The sequence below is a fragment of the Nocardioides sp. B129/18 genome, from assembly GCF_055282735.1.
On record NZ_JBUZJI010000001.1, the window covers coordinates 281886 to 296573 of the forward strand.

Below are 14688 nucleotides of genomic sequence, written 5' to 3' on the forward strand. Positions count from 1 at the left end.
GAACGTCGTCCGCGCCTGTCGCCGGGCCTGCCTAGGCTCGGCGGCATGCGTGCGTCCTGGGTGTCCCCGACGGTGCACAGGAGCACCCGCGCCAGCGTCGTCGCCGCCCGGGCCGACGAGGTGTGGCCGGTCGTCGTCGACGGCGGCCCGCACGCCTGGCACGTCGACGCGCTGCCGCTGGTGGTGCGCGGCGGGCTCGATCGGCTGGTGGGCGGCACCGGACGTCGTCGCCCCGCCCCGGACGCCGGTCCGCTCTCCGTCGGCGACCGCCCCGGCCTGTGGCAGGTCGACTCCGTGCGCGAGCCCGGCCTGCTCACCCGCGGCGAGCTGCGGCTGCGAGCCCTGGTGCGCGCTCCCGGCGTCGTCACCCTCACCACGGCCGTCGAGCCGCTGGAGTCCGGCTGCCGGATCGTGCAGAGCGTCCGGCTCGATCCCCGCGGCCTCCTCGGCCGGGCCTACCTGACCGCCGACCTGACGGCGCGCGAGGTCGTCATCGAGCTCGTCCACCGCCGCCTGCTGGCCGACCTGCCCCGACGGGCCTGACCGGCCCCTCGCCGGCCCCTCCCCGGCCCCTCTCCGCACCAGCCCGGCCGCTACCCGCGCTCGCGCACCCGCCGGATCAGCTCGGTGGTGGAGAGGTCGCCGGCGCGCGGCACGAGCACCAGGCGGGGAGCGGCGCCGTAGACGTCGGCCGCCACCTCGGGCGTCAGGTCGTCGCCGTGGACGACGACGTCGATGCGGTGGGCGGCCAGGAACGCGACGTCCGGACGCAGCGGCGCACCCGGCACGACCTCGTCGACCAGCCCGCAGGCCTCGACGACGGCGACCCGCTCGGCCAGCGTCATGATCGGCTGCCGCTTGTAGGAGGCCACGTCGACGTCGGAGAGCACCCCGACGGTGAGGTGGTCGCCGTGCTCCCGGGCGGCGCGCAGCAGCGCGACGTGGCCGGCGTGGAAGAGGTCGCCGACGAGGTCGACGTACACGCGCGCACCGCTCATCGGACCATCGAAGCAGGTCGCGGCGTCGTGGTGGGCGGCGTGGCGGACGTCGTGTTGGATGAGGCCATGGTCTCGGAGCAGGTCGTGATCGACCGCGAGGACGGGGCGGCGGTCGACGAGGCCGCCGCGCTGTGGGCGGCCGCGACGGCGCGTCGCGACGCCCTCGAGGCGCCCGCGCCGCCCGAGGAGAAGGCACGGGGACTGCGTGCCGCGCTGGCCGTGCCGGGTGCGACGCTGCACACGGCCCGGGAGGCCGGGACGCTCACGGGCTTCGTGCTCCTCGTGCCCGGCGAGCGCCTCGAGATCCGCTACCTCGGCGTCGCCGCGCAGGCGTGGGGAAGGGGACTGGCCGCCCGGCTCCTGCGCCACGCCGAGGCCGTCGCGGCGCAGGCCGGCGTCGAGGGTCTCGAGCTGTGGGTGCTCGAGGACAACGAGCGGGCGATCGCGGTCTACCTGCGCGAGGGCTGGCAGGCGGCGGGCGACCGCAAGAGCCAGGTCGACACCCGACGGGTCGAGGTGCGGCTGGCCCGGATGCTCACGCGCGCACGGTGAGCTCTCCCAGCGTCTCGACGGCCAGCCGGACCGTCATGCCGCGACGCAGCGGGACGGCGTCGGTGAGCGCCCCGAGCAGTACCAGGGAGCCGGCGGGCAGGACCTCCCCGCGCGTGGCGAGATGCCGGCCCAGATGCTCCAGCGCGCGGAGTGGATGACCCAGGATCGCCGCGCCGGTGGCCCGATGGACGACCGCGCCGTCCTGCTCGACGGTGCAGGCCAGGCCGGCCAGCCCGTCACCGAGCCCGTCCTCGAGCTCGCTCGCGGGACGCAGCGCCGGTCCGAGCACGACGCCGGCGGCGCTGGTGTCGTCGGCCACGACGTCCGGCAGGGCGAAGAGGTAGTCGTGGAAGCGGGAGTCGATGACCTCCGCAGCCAGCCCGAGCTCGCCGACCACCGATCGCGGTTCCCGCACCGGGCCAGTCAGGTCGACGGCCGTGCGGACCACGATCTCGGGTTCGATGCGGGGCTGGCCCCAGGTCGCGAGTCGCGCGCCGACGTCCTCGGGCCGCAGCATCATGGCGTCGGTGAGGAAGCCGACGATCGGGCGGTCGATCCCCATGCGCTCCTGCTTCGCGTTCGAGGTCAGGCCCAGCTTGAGGCCGACGACGCGCTCGCCCGCCGCCAGACGGGCCGCGCGATCGGCGTCCTGCACGGAGTAGCCCCAGGCGTCGTCGAGGCCGGGGTGCCGCTCGGTGAACGGCAGCAGGAGTCGACGCCCGAGCCGTGCTTGCGTGAGCTCCCGTGCGGCCTCCGCAGGCGAGGGGCGACTCACGCCGGGGAGCGGTTCTCGGTGAGCACCAGCGCGAGGTCGTCGCACAGCGAGCGGCGCCCGTGCGCCACGAGGCGCTGGACCAGCCGGTCGAGGGCCTCCTCGAGCGTGCCCTCCCCGAGCGCCGTGGCGTGCGCGTCGAGGTCGAAGAAGCGGCCCTGACGGTCGCGGTGCTCCACGAGCCCGTCGGTGAAGAAGAGCAGGCGGGCGCCCTGCGGCCACGCGTGGGCGGTGGGGCGGGGCTCGCTGCCCAGGCCGAGGGGCACGGCCGGCTCGGCGTCGTCGAGCTGCCGCACGGCGCCGTCGTGCACCAGCAGGGGTGCGTGGTGGCCGCAGTTGACCATCTGCACGGTGTCCTCGCCGAACTCCGCGACGACGGCGGTGACGAACTCCTCCTCGTCGGGCTCCTGCTCGACGACGACGTCGATCATCTGCGCGAGCCGGCCGAGGTCGGGCTCCACGAAGGCGGCGGTGCGGAACGCCCCGAGCACCGCGCTGGCGGTCTGCACCGCCGGCAGGCCCTTCCCGCGCACGTCGCCGACGATGACGCGGACGCCGTAGGGCGTCGCGGCCACCTCGTAGAGGTCGCCGCCGACGTGCGCCTCGGCGTTGGCCGAGATGTACCGGCTGGCCACGCCCACCGAGCCGACGGCGCTCGGGGTGGCGCGCAGGACGGCGCGCTGGGCGGTCTCGGCGATGACGGTCATCCGCAGCAGGCGGTCCTCGCGGTGGTCGCGCACCGACGACGAGACGACCGCCAGGACGGCGATGCCGGCGCACACGACGACGCGGATCCACCACTCGGCGGTGCCCCAGTAGTCGTGCCACAGGCCGCTGCCCACGGCGACGGCGGTGCTGACCAGCGCCATCACCAGGGTCTGGCGCCACCGGTCGATCACCGAGGTCATCAGGGCGGCGGCGCTGAAGGCGCCGGCCACGCGGAAGAACTGGGTGTCGACGACGATCAGCGCGACGAGCACCACGAGCCCGGCGGCGATCCCGGGGGTCGCCAGAGCCCAGCGCGGGGCGGAGCGGCTGGCGGGCACCAGAGCAGTGTGACAGCCGCCGCACAGCCCGTCCGGCGCTCGCGCGGATCGCCGCGGCCGGTGCTGGGTGATCCTGCCTACAGTCGGGGCATGGCCTGGACCCGCGTCGTCGACGCCGCGCTCGACCGCAGCGTCGTGCTCGGCTACTCCTCGGTGGGCAGCCGCCTGCGTCGCCGCTGGTGGCCCGACGACCCCGCCCCCGGATCGCTCGCCGGCCGCCGCGTCGTCGTGACGGGCGCCACCTCGGGCATCGGCGCCGCGGCCGCCGAGGGCCTCCTCGCGCTGGGCGCGACGGTGCACGTCCTGGGTCGCAACCCCGCCAAGGTCGCGGCGAGCGCCGCCGACCTGCGCCGGACGCACCCGGGGGGCGAGGTCGTCGAGGAGGTCTGCGACGTCGGCGACCTCGACGCCGTCCGCACCTGGGCCCGCGACCTGCGCGACCGCGTCCCGGCCGTCCACGGGCTCCTGCACAACGCCGGCACCATGACGCCCACGCGCCAGGAGAGCCCGCAGGGCCACGAGCTCGGCCTCGCGGTGCACGTGCTCGGCCCGCACCTGATGACCTCGCTGCTGCTCGACCCGCTCCGCGCCGCCGGCGGCGCCAGCGTCGTGTGGATGAGCTCCGGCGGCATGTACGGCGCCCGGCTGCACGTCGCGGACGACGACGACTGGCAGTTCCGCACCGGCGAGTACGACGGCGTCCAGGCCTACGCCCGCACCAAGCGCATGCAGGTCGTGCTGGCCGACGCCTGGTCGCGCGCCGCGGGCGACCAGGCCCTGCGCATCGAGAGCATGCACCCGGGCTGGGCCGCGACCCCCGGCGTCACCGAGCAGCTGCCGCGCTTCGAGCGCGTCACCCGCCCGCTGCTGCGCACGCCCGGCGACGGCGCCGACACCGCCGTGTGGCTGCTGGCCACCCGCCCGGCGTCGCGGGCCGGCCACTTCTGGCACGACCGACGTCAGCGCCCCACCACGTTCGGCTGGGAGCGCGGCCACGACCCCCAGGACGTCGGCCGGCTGGTCGCGTTCGTCGAGGAGGCCACCGGGGTGGGGCTGGGACCCTCCCGCTGAGCGTCGCGCGCCGACCACGGGTTTGGCAGGCTGGGGACATGACCTCCCTTCAGGACTTCTCAGCGACCTCGATCGACGGCCGCCCCGTCGACCTCGCCGACTTCGCCGGCCAGGTGGTGCTCGTGGTGAACACGGCCTCGCAGTGCGGCTTCACCCCGCAGTACCAGGGCCTCCAGGCCCTCCACGACCAGTACGCCGAGCGCGGCTTCGCCGTCCTGGGCTTCCCGTGCGACCAGTTCGGCCACCAGGAGCCCGGCGACGACGCCACCATCGCCGGCTTCTGCGAGCGCAACTTCGGCGTCACCTTCCCGCTGTTCTCCAAGATCGAGGTCAACGGCGACGGCTCGCACCCGCTCTACCAGTGGCTGCGCAAGGAGAAGAGCGGCCTGCTCGGCGGGAAGATCAAGTGGAACTTCACCAAGTTCCTCATCGGCAAGGACGGCCAGGTCCTCGGCCGCTACTCGCCCACCACCAAGCCCGAGAAGATCGCCGGCGACATCGAGAAGGCCCTGGCCGCCTGAGACCTGCCGATGACCTCCTTCTCCGCCTCCCGCGAGGCGCGGGCCGTCGTCGACGCGCCCCGTGAGCGGATCTGGGCCATCCTCACCGACCCGCCGCGCCTGGCCGGCCTCGTGCCGTTCCTGCGCACCATCGAGGAGCTCGACGGCGGCACCCACTGGCGCTGGTCGATGTCGGGCCTCAAGGTCGGCGGACTGGACGTCGCGCCGACGTTCACCGAGCGCATGGAGCTGACGCCGCCCGAGCGGCTGGAGTTCCGGCACGACCCGCCCGCGGGCTCCTCCGAGCGCGCGGGCGTCGAGGGCTGGTACCACCTCACCGCGCTCGACGACGACCGCACCGAGCTGGCCACCCGCCTCGACATCACCGTCGACCTGCCGCTGCCGCGCCTCGCGCGCCGCAGCGTCGAGGCGACGATGCGCAGCGTCGTGGCCCAGATGGGCGACCGGTTCTCGGCGAACCTGCTGCGCGAGCTCGGCTGAGCCTCGCCTCGGGGACCTCCCGACGCCGACACGACGACGGCCCCCTCCCGCCGCAGCGGGAGGGGGCCGTCGGGTGATGCCGTGCCGGTCAGCGGGCGACGGGGTCGCCGTCCCCCGCGCCGTCGGCCAGCGTCGCGAGCTCGCGGTCGAGGTCGCCGCGCTGCAGCGACTCGCCCTCGACGTCGACGTTGGGCAGCAGGCGGTCCAGCCAGCGCGGGAGCCACCAGGCCTTCTCGCCCAGGAGGAGCAGCAGCGCCGGGATGAGCACCATCCGCACCACGAAGGCGTCGAAGACGACCGCCACGGCCAGCGCGAAGCCCATGGACTTCACGATGGGGTCGCTCTGCAGCATGAAGGCGGCGAAGACCGCGGTCATGATGGTGGCGGCGGCCGCGACCACGCGGGCGCTGTTGCGGAACCCGTCGACGACGGCGTCGCGGGTGCTCATGCCGTGCACGTGGGCCTCGCGGATGCGGGTCACCAGGAAGACCTGGTAGTCCATCGCCAGGCCGAAGACCACGCCGATCAGGAAGATCGGCATGAAGCTGACGATCGGCTGACCCTCGAAGATCCCGAACGCGCCCTCCTGGAAGACCGCGACGGTGGCGCCGAGGGTCGCCAGCACCGAGAGCAGGAAGCCCAGGGTGGCCGTGAGCGGCACGAGGATCGAGCGGAAGACGATCATCAGCAGGATGAACGCCAGCCCGATGACCACGGCGAGGTAGATCGGCAGCGCGCCGGCGAGCCGGTCGGACACGTCGGTGGTGATCGCCGTGAGGCCGGTGATGCCGATGGTGGTGCCGGTCTGGCGCTCGATGGAGGCCTGGCCGTCGCGCAGGTCGGTGAGCAGGTCCTCCGTGGCGGTGTCGTCCGGGCCGGTGGTCGGCGTGATCAGGATCTGCTGACCGGTGCCGTCGGCGTTGGGCGTGGTGAGCTGGGCGTTGGCGACGCCGTCCTGGCCCTTGGCCCAGGCGACGACGTCGGCGAAGGCCTGCTGACGGTCCGCGCTCGGCACGCCGCGGGCGTCGACGGGCACCAGGAGCGGGCCGTCGCGACCGGGACCGAACGCCTCGGTGATGAGGTCGGACGCCTTGCGCTGGGTGGTGGTGGACTCCGCGGTGGAGTCGCTCGGGAAGGCCAGGTGCAGGCCCTTGACCGGGATCGCCAGGGCGCCGAGGACGACGACGACCAGCAGGGTCGCCGCGATCGGCGCACGACCGACGACGCGGGCCCAGCGGACGCCGTTGTTGAGCAGGCGGCCGTCGGCGTCGCGCTTCGGCTGGGCCTTGCGGATGCGTCCGCCGAACGCCTTGGACTTCAAGATGCCGAGGATCGCGGGCAGCAGGGTCAGGGCGACGAGCACGGCGACGAGCACGGTGCCGGCGGCCGCGAGGCCCATGGCGGTGAGGAACGGGATGCGCACCAGCGAGAGCGCGGCGAGCGCGATCAGCACGGTGAGGCCGGCGAAGACGACCGCCGAGCCTGCGGTGCCCACGGCGGTGCCGATGGCGTCCTCGCGGTCGTCGGTGCGCTCGAGCTCGGAGCGGTAGCGGGCCAGGATGAACAGCGTGTAGTCGATGCCGACGGCCAGGCCGATCATGGTGGCGAGGATCGGCGTGGTGGAGCCGATGTCGACGAAGGCGGTCATGGCGGTGATGCCGGTGACGCCGAGGCCGACGCCGACCAGGGCGATGAGGATCGGCATGCCCGCGGCGACCATGGAGCCGAGGGTCAGGAGCAGGACGACGAGCGCGACGGCGATGCCGATGAGCTCGGAGGTGCCCTCGACCGCGGCCTGGACCTGGGAGCCGCTGCCGTTGGCCTCGGCGGTCAGGCCGGCGCTGCGGGCGGCGGAGAGGGCGTCGTCGAGACGGTCGATCGAGCCGGCCTTGATGTCGGCCGGGGTGTCGACGTCCCACGCGAAGGTGATGGTGCCGACGCGGCCGTCGGCGGAGAGCGGCGAGGTGGCCTTGAGGTCGGCCTCGACGGTCGAGGGCGGGGTGCCGGCCTGACGGGCCGCCTTCAGCATCGCCTGACGCTGGCCGTCGGCGGCCTGGACCGGCCCGACGATGGCCTTGGCGCCGGCGTCGCTCAGCTGCGGCAGCGCCTGCAGGCGGCCGACCAGGCTGGTGACGGCGTCGGCGGGACCGGCGTCGCGGAGGGTCTGGCCCTGCGGGGCGGCGACGACGACGGTGACGTTGGCCTGGTCGAAGGCGCTGACGGAGTCGGGGTACAGCTCGGCCTGCAGGTCGGCGGCCTTCTCGGAGGGGATGCCGGGGATGGTGAAGGCGTCGGTCATCGGCTTGCTGAAGCCGGCGGCGATCGAGCCGACCGCGATGATCGCGACGAGCCAGGCGCCGAGCGCCAGGGGCCAGCGCCGGTAGGCGCCGCGTCCGAGGCGATGGAGGAAGGTGGCCATGGTTGGTGGTCTCTCCTGTGCGAGGAATGGAGCGAGGAAGGGTGGGGCGGCCGGTCAGGCCTGGGCGGGCTCGCGCAGGAGCTCGCGGGCGATGCGGAGCGCGTCGAGGAAGCGCTCGGACAGCGGAGGACCCTCGGGGTCCTCGAAGATCTGCTGCAGCCCGGTGTCGAAGAACAGGGCGGTCATGCGGACCAGGAGTGCGGCCCGGTCCTCTCCGAACTCCAGGCCCTCGCGCGCGAGGATGTGCGCGCTCATGTCCTGGACGACGTCGTGGAAGCGCTCATGCGCGATGAGCACGAGTCGCGGGGTCGCGGAGAAGACCTGCTTGCGCAGCTCGAGGATGGCGGGGTCGAAGTCCTCGCCGTCGAGGATGCGCACCGCGAGGACGCCGAGGTCCTCGATGAGGTCGCCGGTCGGACCGCCGCCCACGAAGGTGGTCAGTCCGTCCTCGGGGAGCACGGGGACCGAGCCGATGACGGCGTCGATCTTGCCGGGCACGTAGTTGAACAGCGTGCGACGCGAGACCTCGGCGGCATCGGCGAGGTCGTCCATCGTCCAGCCCTCCAGGCCGTGCTCGCGCGTCAGCTCGAGCGAGCGCAGCTGGATGCGGCGCAGCGTCTGGGCCTTCTTGACCTCACGCATGGAGGTTGCACTGCAGGACATGGAGTGCAGTATTGCACTATCTCCCCATCAGCGCACAATTGTGACGGCCGTCACGACCCCTGCGGGTGAGGGCCCGGCCCGGGGCGACGCCCGTCCTACTTGCTCGTAACCGAGCCGCCGTCGGAGGGTGGAGGCGTGACCTCGCGCCGTGCCACCGCCTCGTCCTACTCGATCACCATGCGTCTGCACGCCGACCCCGACCACGGGGTCGTCGGCGCGGTCGCCACGACCATCGCCGAGTGCGGCGGCATCGTCACCGCCATCGACGTCGCGGAGTCCAGCAACACCCGCCTCGTCCTCGACGTCACCTGCTCGGCCGGCGACGCCGACCACGCCGCCGAGCTCGAGGCGGCCGTCGACGCGATCGAGGGCGTCGAGGTCTACAAGGTCAGCGACCGCACCTTCCTGCTGCACATCGGCGGCAAGATCTCGGTGTCCTCCAAGGTGCCGCTGAAGAACCGCGACGACCTCTCGATGGCCTACACCCCCGGCGTGGGCCGGGTCAGCCGGGCGCTGGCCGACCACCCCGAGGACGTCCCGCGCCTCACGGTCAAGGGCAACTCCGTGGCGGTCGTCACCGACGGCTCGGCGGTGCTCGGCCTGGGCAACATCGGCCCCGGCGCCGCCCTGCCGGTCATGGAGGGCAAGGCCGCGCTGTTCAAGCGGTTCGCCGACATCGACGCCTGGCCCATCTGCCTGGCCTCGCAGGACACCGACGAGATCGTCCGCGCCGTCGAGATGATCGCGCCCGGCTTCGGCGGCATCAACCTCGAGGACATCGCCGCCCCGCGCTGCTTCGAGATCGAGCGCCGACTGCGCGAGAGCCTCGACATCCCGGTCTTCCACGACGACCAGCACGGCACCGCGATCGTCGTCCTCGCCGCGCTCACCAACGCCCTGCGCGTGGTGCGCAAGGAGCTGGCCTCGGCCCGCGTCGTCGTCTCCGGCGGCGGCGCCGCCGGCACCGCGATCGTGACGCTGCTGCTCGCCGCTGGCGCGCACGACGTCGTCGTGGTCGACCGCTTCGGCGCGCTCTCCGCCGACGACGACACCCTCTCCCCGGCGCACGCCGAGCTGGCCGCGGCCACCAACCCGCGCCGTGCGCGCGGCAGCCTCCACGACGTGCTCGTCGGCGCCGACGTCTTCATCGGGGTCAGCGCCCCGGGCATCCTCGACCCCGAGTGGATCACCGAGATGGCGGCCGACGCCGTGGTCTTCGCCCTCGCCAACCCCGACCCGGAGGTCGACCCCGCCGAGGCCGCCAAGCACGCGGCCGTCGTGGCGTCGGGCCGCTCGGACTACCCCAACCAGATCAACAACGTGCTGGCCTTCCCCGGCGTCTTCCGAGGCCTGCTCGACGCCCGCGCGTCCGACGTCACCGTCGAGATGCTGCTGGCCGCGGCCGAGGCCATCGCGCTGGTGGTCAAGGACGAGGAGCTCAACCCGAGCTTCATCATCCCCACCGTCTTCCACCCCGACGTGCCGAAGGCGGTCGCCGCGGCGATCTCCGGCAAGGCCGCCCCTGCGGGCGCAGCGGGCGCTGCGGGTCAGCCGGCCTCGGAGGCGTAGACCGCCGCGCCGACGATGCCCGCGCGGTTGCGCAGGTGAGCCGGCACGATCGCGGTGTCGAGGTCGAGGAGCGGCAGGAACTCGTCGGCGTGCTTGCTGATGCCGCCGCCGACGACGATCAGCTCGGGCCGGAAGAGCCGCTCCAGGGTGCGGTAGTAGACGGTGAGCCGCTCGGCCCACTTCTCCATCGAGAGGTCCTCGCGCTCGCGGGCGCTGTTGGCCGCCCACTCCTCGGCGTGGTGGCCCTCGACCTCGAGGTGGCCGAGCTCGGAGCTGGGCACCAGGACGCCGTCGTAGACCAGCGCGGAGCCGATGCCGGTGCCCAGCGTCGTCACGATCACCAGGCCGCCGCGGCCGCGGGCGGCGCCGTAGCGTGACTCGGCCAGGCCGGCGGCGTCGGCGTCGTTGACGGCGTGGACGGTGCGGCCGGTGGCCTTGGAGAACAGGGCGTCGGCGTCGGCGCCGATCCAGGCGGCGTCGATGTTGGCCGCGGAGTGCACGACGCCGCCGGTGACGACGCCCGGCACCGTGACGCCGATGGGTCCCTCGACGTCCTCGAACTCGCCGAGCAGCTCGACGAAGACGTCGGCGACGGCCTCCGGGGTGGCCGGCTGAGGGGTCTTGATGCGCACGCGGTCGGCGGCGAAGTCGCCGGCCTCGAGGTCGACGGGCGCGCCCTTGATGCCGCTGCCGCCGAAGTCGATGCCGAAGGCCTGGGACGGGGTCTGCTGATCGCTCACCGGGACACCCTGCTCACCCGGGGCCGCCGACGGCAACACCCACCCGTGCGGACTTTACAAAGCGATACCTCTTGTCAAAGCAGTTGACATTCCCTATGGTCTTGTCAACCCGGTCCGTGATGGCCGTCACCCCGCAGGAGGAACGATGACCGCGACGCCGATCCCCGGCATCCCGAACTCGACGGTGCCCGAGGGCTCCACCGAGACGTGGAAGGACAAGAAGCGCTACCTCTGGCTCATCGGCCTGGTGGTGCCCTCCCTGGCGTTCCTCGCCATCGGGCTGTGGGCCGCCACCGGCTGGAGCGTGTGGCTCTGGATCGGGCCGATCATCGTGCTCGGCGTGGTGCCGGCCATCGACCTGGTCGCCGGCCTCGACAGGTCCAACCCGCCGGACGACGTCATCGAGGCGCTGGAGAACGACCGGTACTACCGGTGGATCACCTACCTCTTCCTGCCGATCCAGTACGCCGGCTTCGTCGGCGCGATGTACCTCATCGGCCACGGCGTCGACTTCGGCGAGGGCGAGCTGACCCTGGCCGGCAAGATCGGCCTGGCCGTCTCCATCGGCACCATCGGCGGCATCGGCATCAACACCGCCCACGAGCTGGGCCACAAGCGCGAGGCCAACGAGCGCTGGCTGGCCAAGATCGCCCTGGCTCAGGTCGCCTACGGCCACTTCTACATCGAGCACAACCGCGGCCACCACGTCCGCGTCGCCACCCCGGAGGACCCCGCGTCCAGCCGCCTCGGCGAGAGCTTCTACGCGTTCTGGCCGCGCACCGTCCTCGGCTCGCTGAAGAGCGCCTGGCACCTGGAGCAGAAGCGGTACGCCCGCAAGAAGACCCACCCCTTCCACCTCGGCAACGACGTCCTCAACGCCTGGCTGATGACCGCCGTGCTGTGGGGCGGCCTGGTGGCCTGGCTCGGCGTCGAGATCCTGCCCTTCCTCGTGCTGCAGGCCGTCGTCGGCTTCTCGCTGCTGGAGGTCGTCAACTACATGGAGCACTACGGGATGCTGCGCCAGAAGGTCGGCACCGGCGACCGCCAGCGCTACGAGCGCGTCGACCCCTCGCACTCCTGGAACTCCAACAACATCGCCACCAACGTGCTGCTCTACCACCTGCAGCGCCACAGCGACCACCACGCCAACCCGACGCGTCGCTACCAGACCCTGCGCGACTTCGAGGAGAGCCCGGTGCTGCCCACCGGCTACGCCGGCATGATCGTGCTCTCGCTCGTCCCGCCGCTCTACCGCCGCGTGATGGACCAGCGCGTCGTCGACCACTTCGGCGGCGACGTCACCCGGGCCAACCTGCACCCCCGCAAGCGGGAGCGGCTGATCGCGAGGTACGCCCCGCAGCTCGCGGCCGCCCAGGCCGCCGAGGCCGCCGCCGTCGCCGCGGCCGACGAGGCAGCCCGGGAGGACGTCACCCCCGGCGCCGTCGACGAGGTGCTCGCCGCCCGCTGCCCCGGCTGCTCGTACACCTACGAGGTCGTCGTCGGCAACGAGCTCGAGGGCTTCGCGGCCGGCACCGCCTGGTCGGAGATCCCCGACGACTGGTGCTGCCCCGACTGCGGCGTACGCGAGAAGGTCGACTTCATCCCGCTGACGAACGCCGAGGCGCTCTGATGGCCGGGCTGCGGATCGTCGCCGACTACGGCAAGTGCGAGGGCCTGGGCATGTGCGAGGCCATGGCCAGCGACTTCTTCGAGCTCGACGACGACGAGAACATGCACATCCTCAACGAGCACCCCGACGAGGCCGACCGGGCCCACGTCAACGCCGCGGTGCAGGCCTGCCCCGTCCTGGCGCTGACCCTGGAGGGCTGAGGCCACGATGTCGACGACGGCCCGGGCGCTGGCCTCTCTGAGGGGACTTCCTAGACTCAGGAGCGTGAGCACCCGGGCCCCGTCGACGCGTGAGCGCATCGTCGACGCCGGCGTGGCCCTCACCACCGACGTCGGCTGGTCCGGCGTCACCATGGCGAAGCTGGCCGACGCCGTCGGCGTGAGCCGCCAGACCGTCTACAACGAGGTCGGCACCAAGGCCGGGCTCGCCGAGGCGATGATCCTCGCCGAGCTCGAGCGGTTCATGGGCGTCGTCGACCGCGCCTTCGACGCCCACTCCGGCGACCTCGTCGGCGCGATCCGCGCCTCGGCGCACGACGTCCTCGTCCACGCCGCCGACAACCCCCTGCTGCACGCGGTGGTCTCGGCCACCCACGGCGCCGACACCGAGCTCCTGCCGCTGCTCACCACGCACGCGCAGTCGCTGCTCGACACCGCCAAGCAGGTCATCTCCGCGCGGGTCGCGCCCTACCCGCTCGACCTCCCGGCCGAGAGGGTCGACGCGATGACCGACATCATCGTGCGGGTCGTGCTCTCCCACGTGATGCAGCCCAGCGACGACCCCGCCGCCACGGCCGACTCCCTGGCCTTCGTGTCCGCGCGGGTGCTCGGGCTGCCCGTCCCCTGAGCCGATCCGTGGGCGCGCGCTGGGATCGCCGCCTACGCTGGGTGACCAGGGCCACAGAAGCGTGGTCGCCGGTGGGGGAGCCGGTGTGAGCCGGAACGGAAGCGGGGGAGACGTCGTGCGCCAGCTCGGGCGACTGCGTGGGACCAGGGCGACGGCCCTGCTGTCGGTCGTGGCCGTGGTCGGAGCCGTGGGCTGCGCCGGAGCCGTGCGCTCGCGCGGCGACGACGGCGTCGAGCGCACCTCGGCGTCCGCGTCGTCAGCCCCGACGCCGGGCGCCACCGCGTCCGGCACCCCGGCCACCGACGCCGCCGACCCGCAGCATGCCGTCGCCGACCCCGGTCCGCTGCGCCTGCCGCTGCGCTCGGCCGACATCCTCGTCGTCGACAGCAAGCCGCTCACCGAGCGCACCCTGGAGCGCATGCGCGACCTCAAGGGCGTCCGCTCGGTCACGCCGCTCTCGATCGCCAAGATCCCGGTGGAGAGCAAGGCGCTCACCGTCGCCGCCGTCGACGCCGCCAGCTATCGCCGCCTGACCCCGCAGACCTCCGCGCAGGCGCAGTCGGTGTGGATGCGCGTGGCCGGTGGCGAGATGGCCGTCGTCCCGAGCCTGGGGCCGAAGCTGCCGCTCACCAAGGACGGCTACCTCGCGCTCGGCGAGGAGGAGAAGGACGCCCGCATCCACGTCGGCGCGTACGCCCCGCAGGTGCCCTCGATCGACCTCGTCGTCAACGACTCCTGGGGCAAGACGCTGGGCATGCGGCTGGGCAACGCCGCCATCATCTCCACCGGCATCACCTCGCCCTCGCGCGTGAGCAAGCCGCTGAAGAGGCTGGTCTCCGCCGACGCCTCCATCCAGGGCCTCGACGCCGTGGCCCGCTACGGCCTGGACCCCGGCGCCACCCAGAACGCGTTCGTCGTCGGCTCCGCGGCCGACGCCGTGGGCACCTTCACCTACAGCGTCATCGGCGGCGGTCGCATCGCCCCGGCCGCAGCCTGGGTGCGCACCCACATCGCCACCGAGACCATGCCGATCATCGGCGCGATGACCTGCAACAAGGCGGTCTTCCCGCAGCTGCGCGCGGCGCTGCAGGAGATCCAGCAGGTCGGGCTGGCCGACAAGATCCACGTCGGCGAGTACGCCGGCTGCTACTACCCGCGCTTCATCGCCGGCACCACGACGCTCTCCAACCACTCCTTCGGCCTGGCCTTCGACATCAACACCCCGGGCAACCAGCGCGGCACCGTCGGCCAGATCGACCGCGGCGTCGTCGCGATCTTCAAGAAGTGGGGCTTCGCCTGGGGCGGCGACTGGAACTACACCGACCCCATGCACTTCGAGCTGTCGCGGCTGGTCGCGCCGCGCTGACGCGCGGCGTCAGGG

16 protein-coding genes are annotated in these 14688 nt (G+C 73.1%); 10 read left to right on the forward strand and 6 right to left on the reverse strand.

All coding sequences use genetic code 11. From position 1 onward, the window contains the following. Positions 1-45 precede the first annotated feature (45 nt). Complete coding sequence (locus ACZDWJ_RS01445; RefSeq protein ID WP_463519126.1) at positions 46-543, forward strand: DUF2867 domain-containing protein; 498 nt, start codon at positions 46-48, stop codon at positions 541-543. Positions 544-593: 50 nt separating this feature from the next. Here the strand turns inward: ACZDWJ_RS01445 and ACZDWJ_RS01450 are convergent, their stop codons facing one another. Further along, positions 594-998 (reverse strand): adenylyltransferase/cytidyltransferase family protein, encoded by a 405-nt coding sequence (locus tag ACZDWJ_RS01450; protein WP_463519127.1) that lies wholly within the window; start codon positions 996-998, stop codon positions 594-596. 66 nt (positions 999-1064) lie between these two features. Between ACZDWJ_RS01450 and ACZDWJ_RS01455 the strand changes: the two genes are divergently transcribed. Next, on the forward strand, positions 1065-1550 hold the full coding sequence (locus ACZDWJ_RS01455; RefSeq protein ID WP_463519128.1) for a GNAT family N-acetyltransferase: 486 nt from the start codon (positions 1065-1067) through the stop codon (positions 1548-1550). Here ACZDWJ_RS01455 and ACZDWJ_RS01460 read toward each other — a convergent pair. After that, positions 1534-2325: a 2-keto-4-pentenoate hydratase gene (locus tag ACZDWJ_RS01460; RefSeq protein ID WP_463519129.1), complete on the reverse strand. Its 792-nt coding sequence runs from the start codon at positions 2323-2325 to the stop codon at positions 1534-1536. The genes ACZDWJ_RS01455 and ACZDWJ_RS01460 overlap by 17 nt on opposite strands. After that, positions 2322-3368 carry a PP2C family protein-serine/threonine phosphatase gene (locus tag ACZDWJ_RS01465; protein ID WP_463519130.1) on the reverse strand — a complete coding sequence of 349 codons (1047 nt, stop codon included), beginning with the start codon at positions 3366-3368 and terminating at the stop codon, positions 2322-2324. Before ACZDWJ_RS01465 ends, ACZDWJ_RS01460 begins: the two co-directional genes overlap by 4 nt. 90 nt (positions 3369-3458) lie before the next feature. On the opposite strand from ACZDWJ_RS01465, the gene ACZDWJ_RS01470 reads away from it, so the two are divergent. From ACZDWJ_RS01470 to ACZDWJ_RS01480, 3 genes are read left to right on the forward strand one after another with little or no spacing between them, the layout of a single operon-like run. Beyond that, positions 3459-4439 carry an SDR family NAD(P)-dependent oxidoreductase gene (locus ACZDWJ_RS01470; protein WP_463519131.1) on the forward strand — a complete coding sequence of 327 codons (981 nt, stop codon included), beginning with the start codon at positions 3459-3461 and terminating at the stop codon, positions 4437-4439. Between the two features lie 38 nt (positions 4440-4477). Continuing rightward, positions 4478-4960: a glutathione peroxidase gene (locus tag ACZDWJ_RS01475; RefSeq protein ID WP_463519132.1), complete on the forward strand. Its 483-nt coding sequence runs from the start codon at positions 4478-4480 to the stop codon at positions 4958-4960. A 9-nt stretch (positions 4961-4969) separates the two neighbouring features. Then, a complete protein-coding gene (locus ACZDWJ_RS01480) occupies positions 4970-5440 on the forward strand; it encodes a CoxG family protein (protein ID WP_463519133.1) in 471 nt (156 codons plus the stop codon). An 88-nt stretch (positions 5441-5528) separates the two neighbouring features. On the opposite strand, the gene ACZDWJ_RS01485 is transcribed toward ACZDWJ_RS01480, so the two are convergent. After that, on the reverse strand, positions 5529-7859 hold the full coding sequence (locus tag ACZDWJ_RS01485; RefSeq protein WP_463519134.1) for an MMPL family transporter: 2331 nt from the start codon (positions 7857-7859) through the stop codon (positions 5529-5531). Between the two features lie 54 nt (positions 7860-7913). Beyond that, positions 7914-8501, reverse strand: a complete 588-nt coding sequence (locus ACZDWJ_RS01490) for a TetR/AcrR family transcriptional regulator (protein ID WP_463519135.1) — start codon at positions 8499-8501, stop codon at positions 7914-7916. A gap of 198 nt (positions 8502-8699) precedes the next feature. On the opposite strand from ACZDWJ_RS01490, the gene ACZDWJ_RS01495 reads away from it, so the two are divergent. Beyond that, positions 8700-10091 carry a malic enzyme-like NAD(P)-binding protein gene (locus tag ACZDWJ_RS01495; RefSeq protein ID WP_463519171.1) on the forward strand — a complete coding sequence of 464 codons (1392 nt, stop codon included), beginning with the start codon at positions 8700-8702 and terminating at the stop codon, positions 10089-10091. Here ACZDWJ_RS01495 and ppgK read toward each other — a convergent pair. Beyond that, complete coding sequence (ppgK, locus tag ACZDWJ_RS01500; protein WP_463519136.1) at positions 10070-10831, reverse strand: polyphosphate--glucose phosphotransferase; 762 nt, start codon at positions 10829-10831, stop codon at positions 10070-10072. The genes ACZDWJ_RS01495 and ppgK overlap by 22 nt on opposite strands. 145 nt (positions 10832-10976) lie before the next feature. Between ppgK and ACZDWJ_RS01505 the strand changes: the two genes are divergently transcribed. The 4 genes from ACZDWJ_RS01505 (at position 10977) to ACZDWJ_RS01520 (ending at position 14673) form a co-directional block, all read left to right on the forward strand. Beyond that, positions 10977-12461 carry a fatty acid desaturase gene (locus ACZDWJ_RS01505; protein WP_463519137.1) on the forward strand — a complete coding sequence of 495 codons (1485 nt, stop codon included), beginning with the start codon at positions 10977-10979 and terminating at the stop codon, positions 12459-12461. Further along, entirely contained in the window at positions 12461-12661 is a 201-nt protein-coding gene (locus ACZDWJ_RS01510; RefSeq protein WP_463519138.1) for a ferredoxin, read from the forward strand. The genes ACZDWJ_RS01505 and ACZDWJ_RS01510 overlap by 1 nt, the downstream gene beginning before the upstream one ends. A 64-nt stretch (positions 12662-12725) precedes the next feature. Further along, complete coding sequence (locus ACZDWJ_RS01515) at positions 12726-13307, forward strand: TetR family transcriptional regulator (protein WP_463519139.1); 582 nt, start codon at positions 12726-12728, stop codon at positions 13305-13307. Positions 13308-13476: 169 nt separating this feature from the next. Further along, a complete protein-coding gene (locus tag ACZDWJ_RS01520) occupies positions 13477-14673 on the forward strand; it encodes a M15 family metallopeptidase (protein WP_463519140.1) in 1197 nt (398 codons plus the stop codon). Positions 14674-14688 lie beyond the last annotated feature (15 nt).

Coding starts and splice junctions, on each gene's coding strand:
- ACZDWJ_RS01450 (WP_463519127.1), bottom strand. CDS start 998: ATGAGCGGTGCGCGCGTGTACGTCGACCTCGTCGGCGACCTCTTCCAC.
- ACZDWJ_RS01470 (WP_463519131.1), top strand. CDS start 3,459: ATGGCCTGGACCCGCGTCGTCGACGCCGCGCTCGACCGCAGCGTCGTG.
- ACZDWJ_RS01480 (WP_463519133.1), top strand. CDS start 4,970: ATGACCTCCTTCTCCGCCTCCCGCGAGGCGCGGGCCGTCGTCGACGCG.
- ACZDWJ_RS01455 (WP_463519128.1), top strand. CDS start 1,065: ATGGTCTCGGAGCAGGTCGTGATCGACCGCGAGGACGGGGCGGCGGTC.
- ACZDWJ_RS01475 (WP_463519132.1), top strand. CDS start 4,478: ATGACCTCCCTTCAGGACTTCTCAGCGACCTCGATCGACGGCCGCCCC.
- ACZDWJ_RS01485 (WP_463519134.1), bottom strand. CDS start 7,859: ATGGCCACCTTCCTCCATCGCCTCGGACGCGGCGCCTACCGGCGCTGG.
- ACZDWJ_RS01490 (WP_463519135.1), bottom strand. CDS start 8,501: ATGCGTGAGGTCAAGAAGGCCCAGACGCTGCGCCGCATCCAGCTGCGC.
- ACZDWJ_RS01505 (WP_463519137.1), top strand. CDS start 10,977: ATGACCGCGACGCCGATCCCCGGCATCCCGAACTCGACGGTGCCCGAG.
- ACZDWJ_RS01495 (WP_463519171.1), top strand. CDS start 8,700: ATGCGTCTGCACGCCGACCCCGACCACGGGGTCGTCGGCGCGGTCGCC.
- ACZDWJ_RS01445 (WP_463519126.1), top strand. CDS start 46: ATGCGTGCGTCCTGGGTGTCCCCGACGGTGCACAGGAGCACCCGCGCC.
- ACZDWJ_RS01510 (WP_463519138.1), top strand. CDS start 12,461: ATGGCCGGGCTGCGGATCGTCGCCGACTACGGCAAGTGCGAGGGCCTG.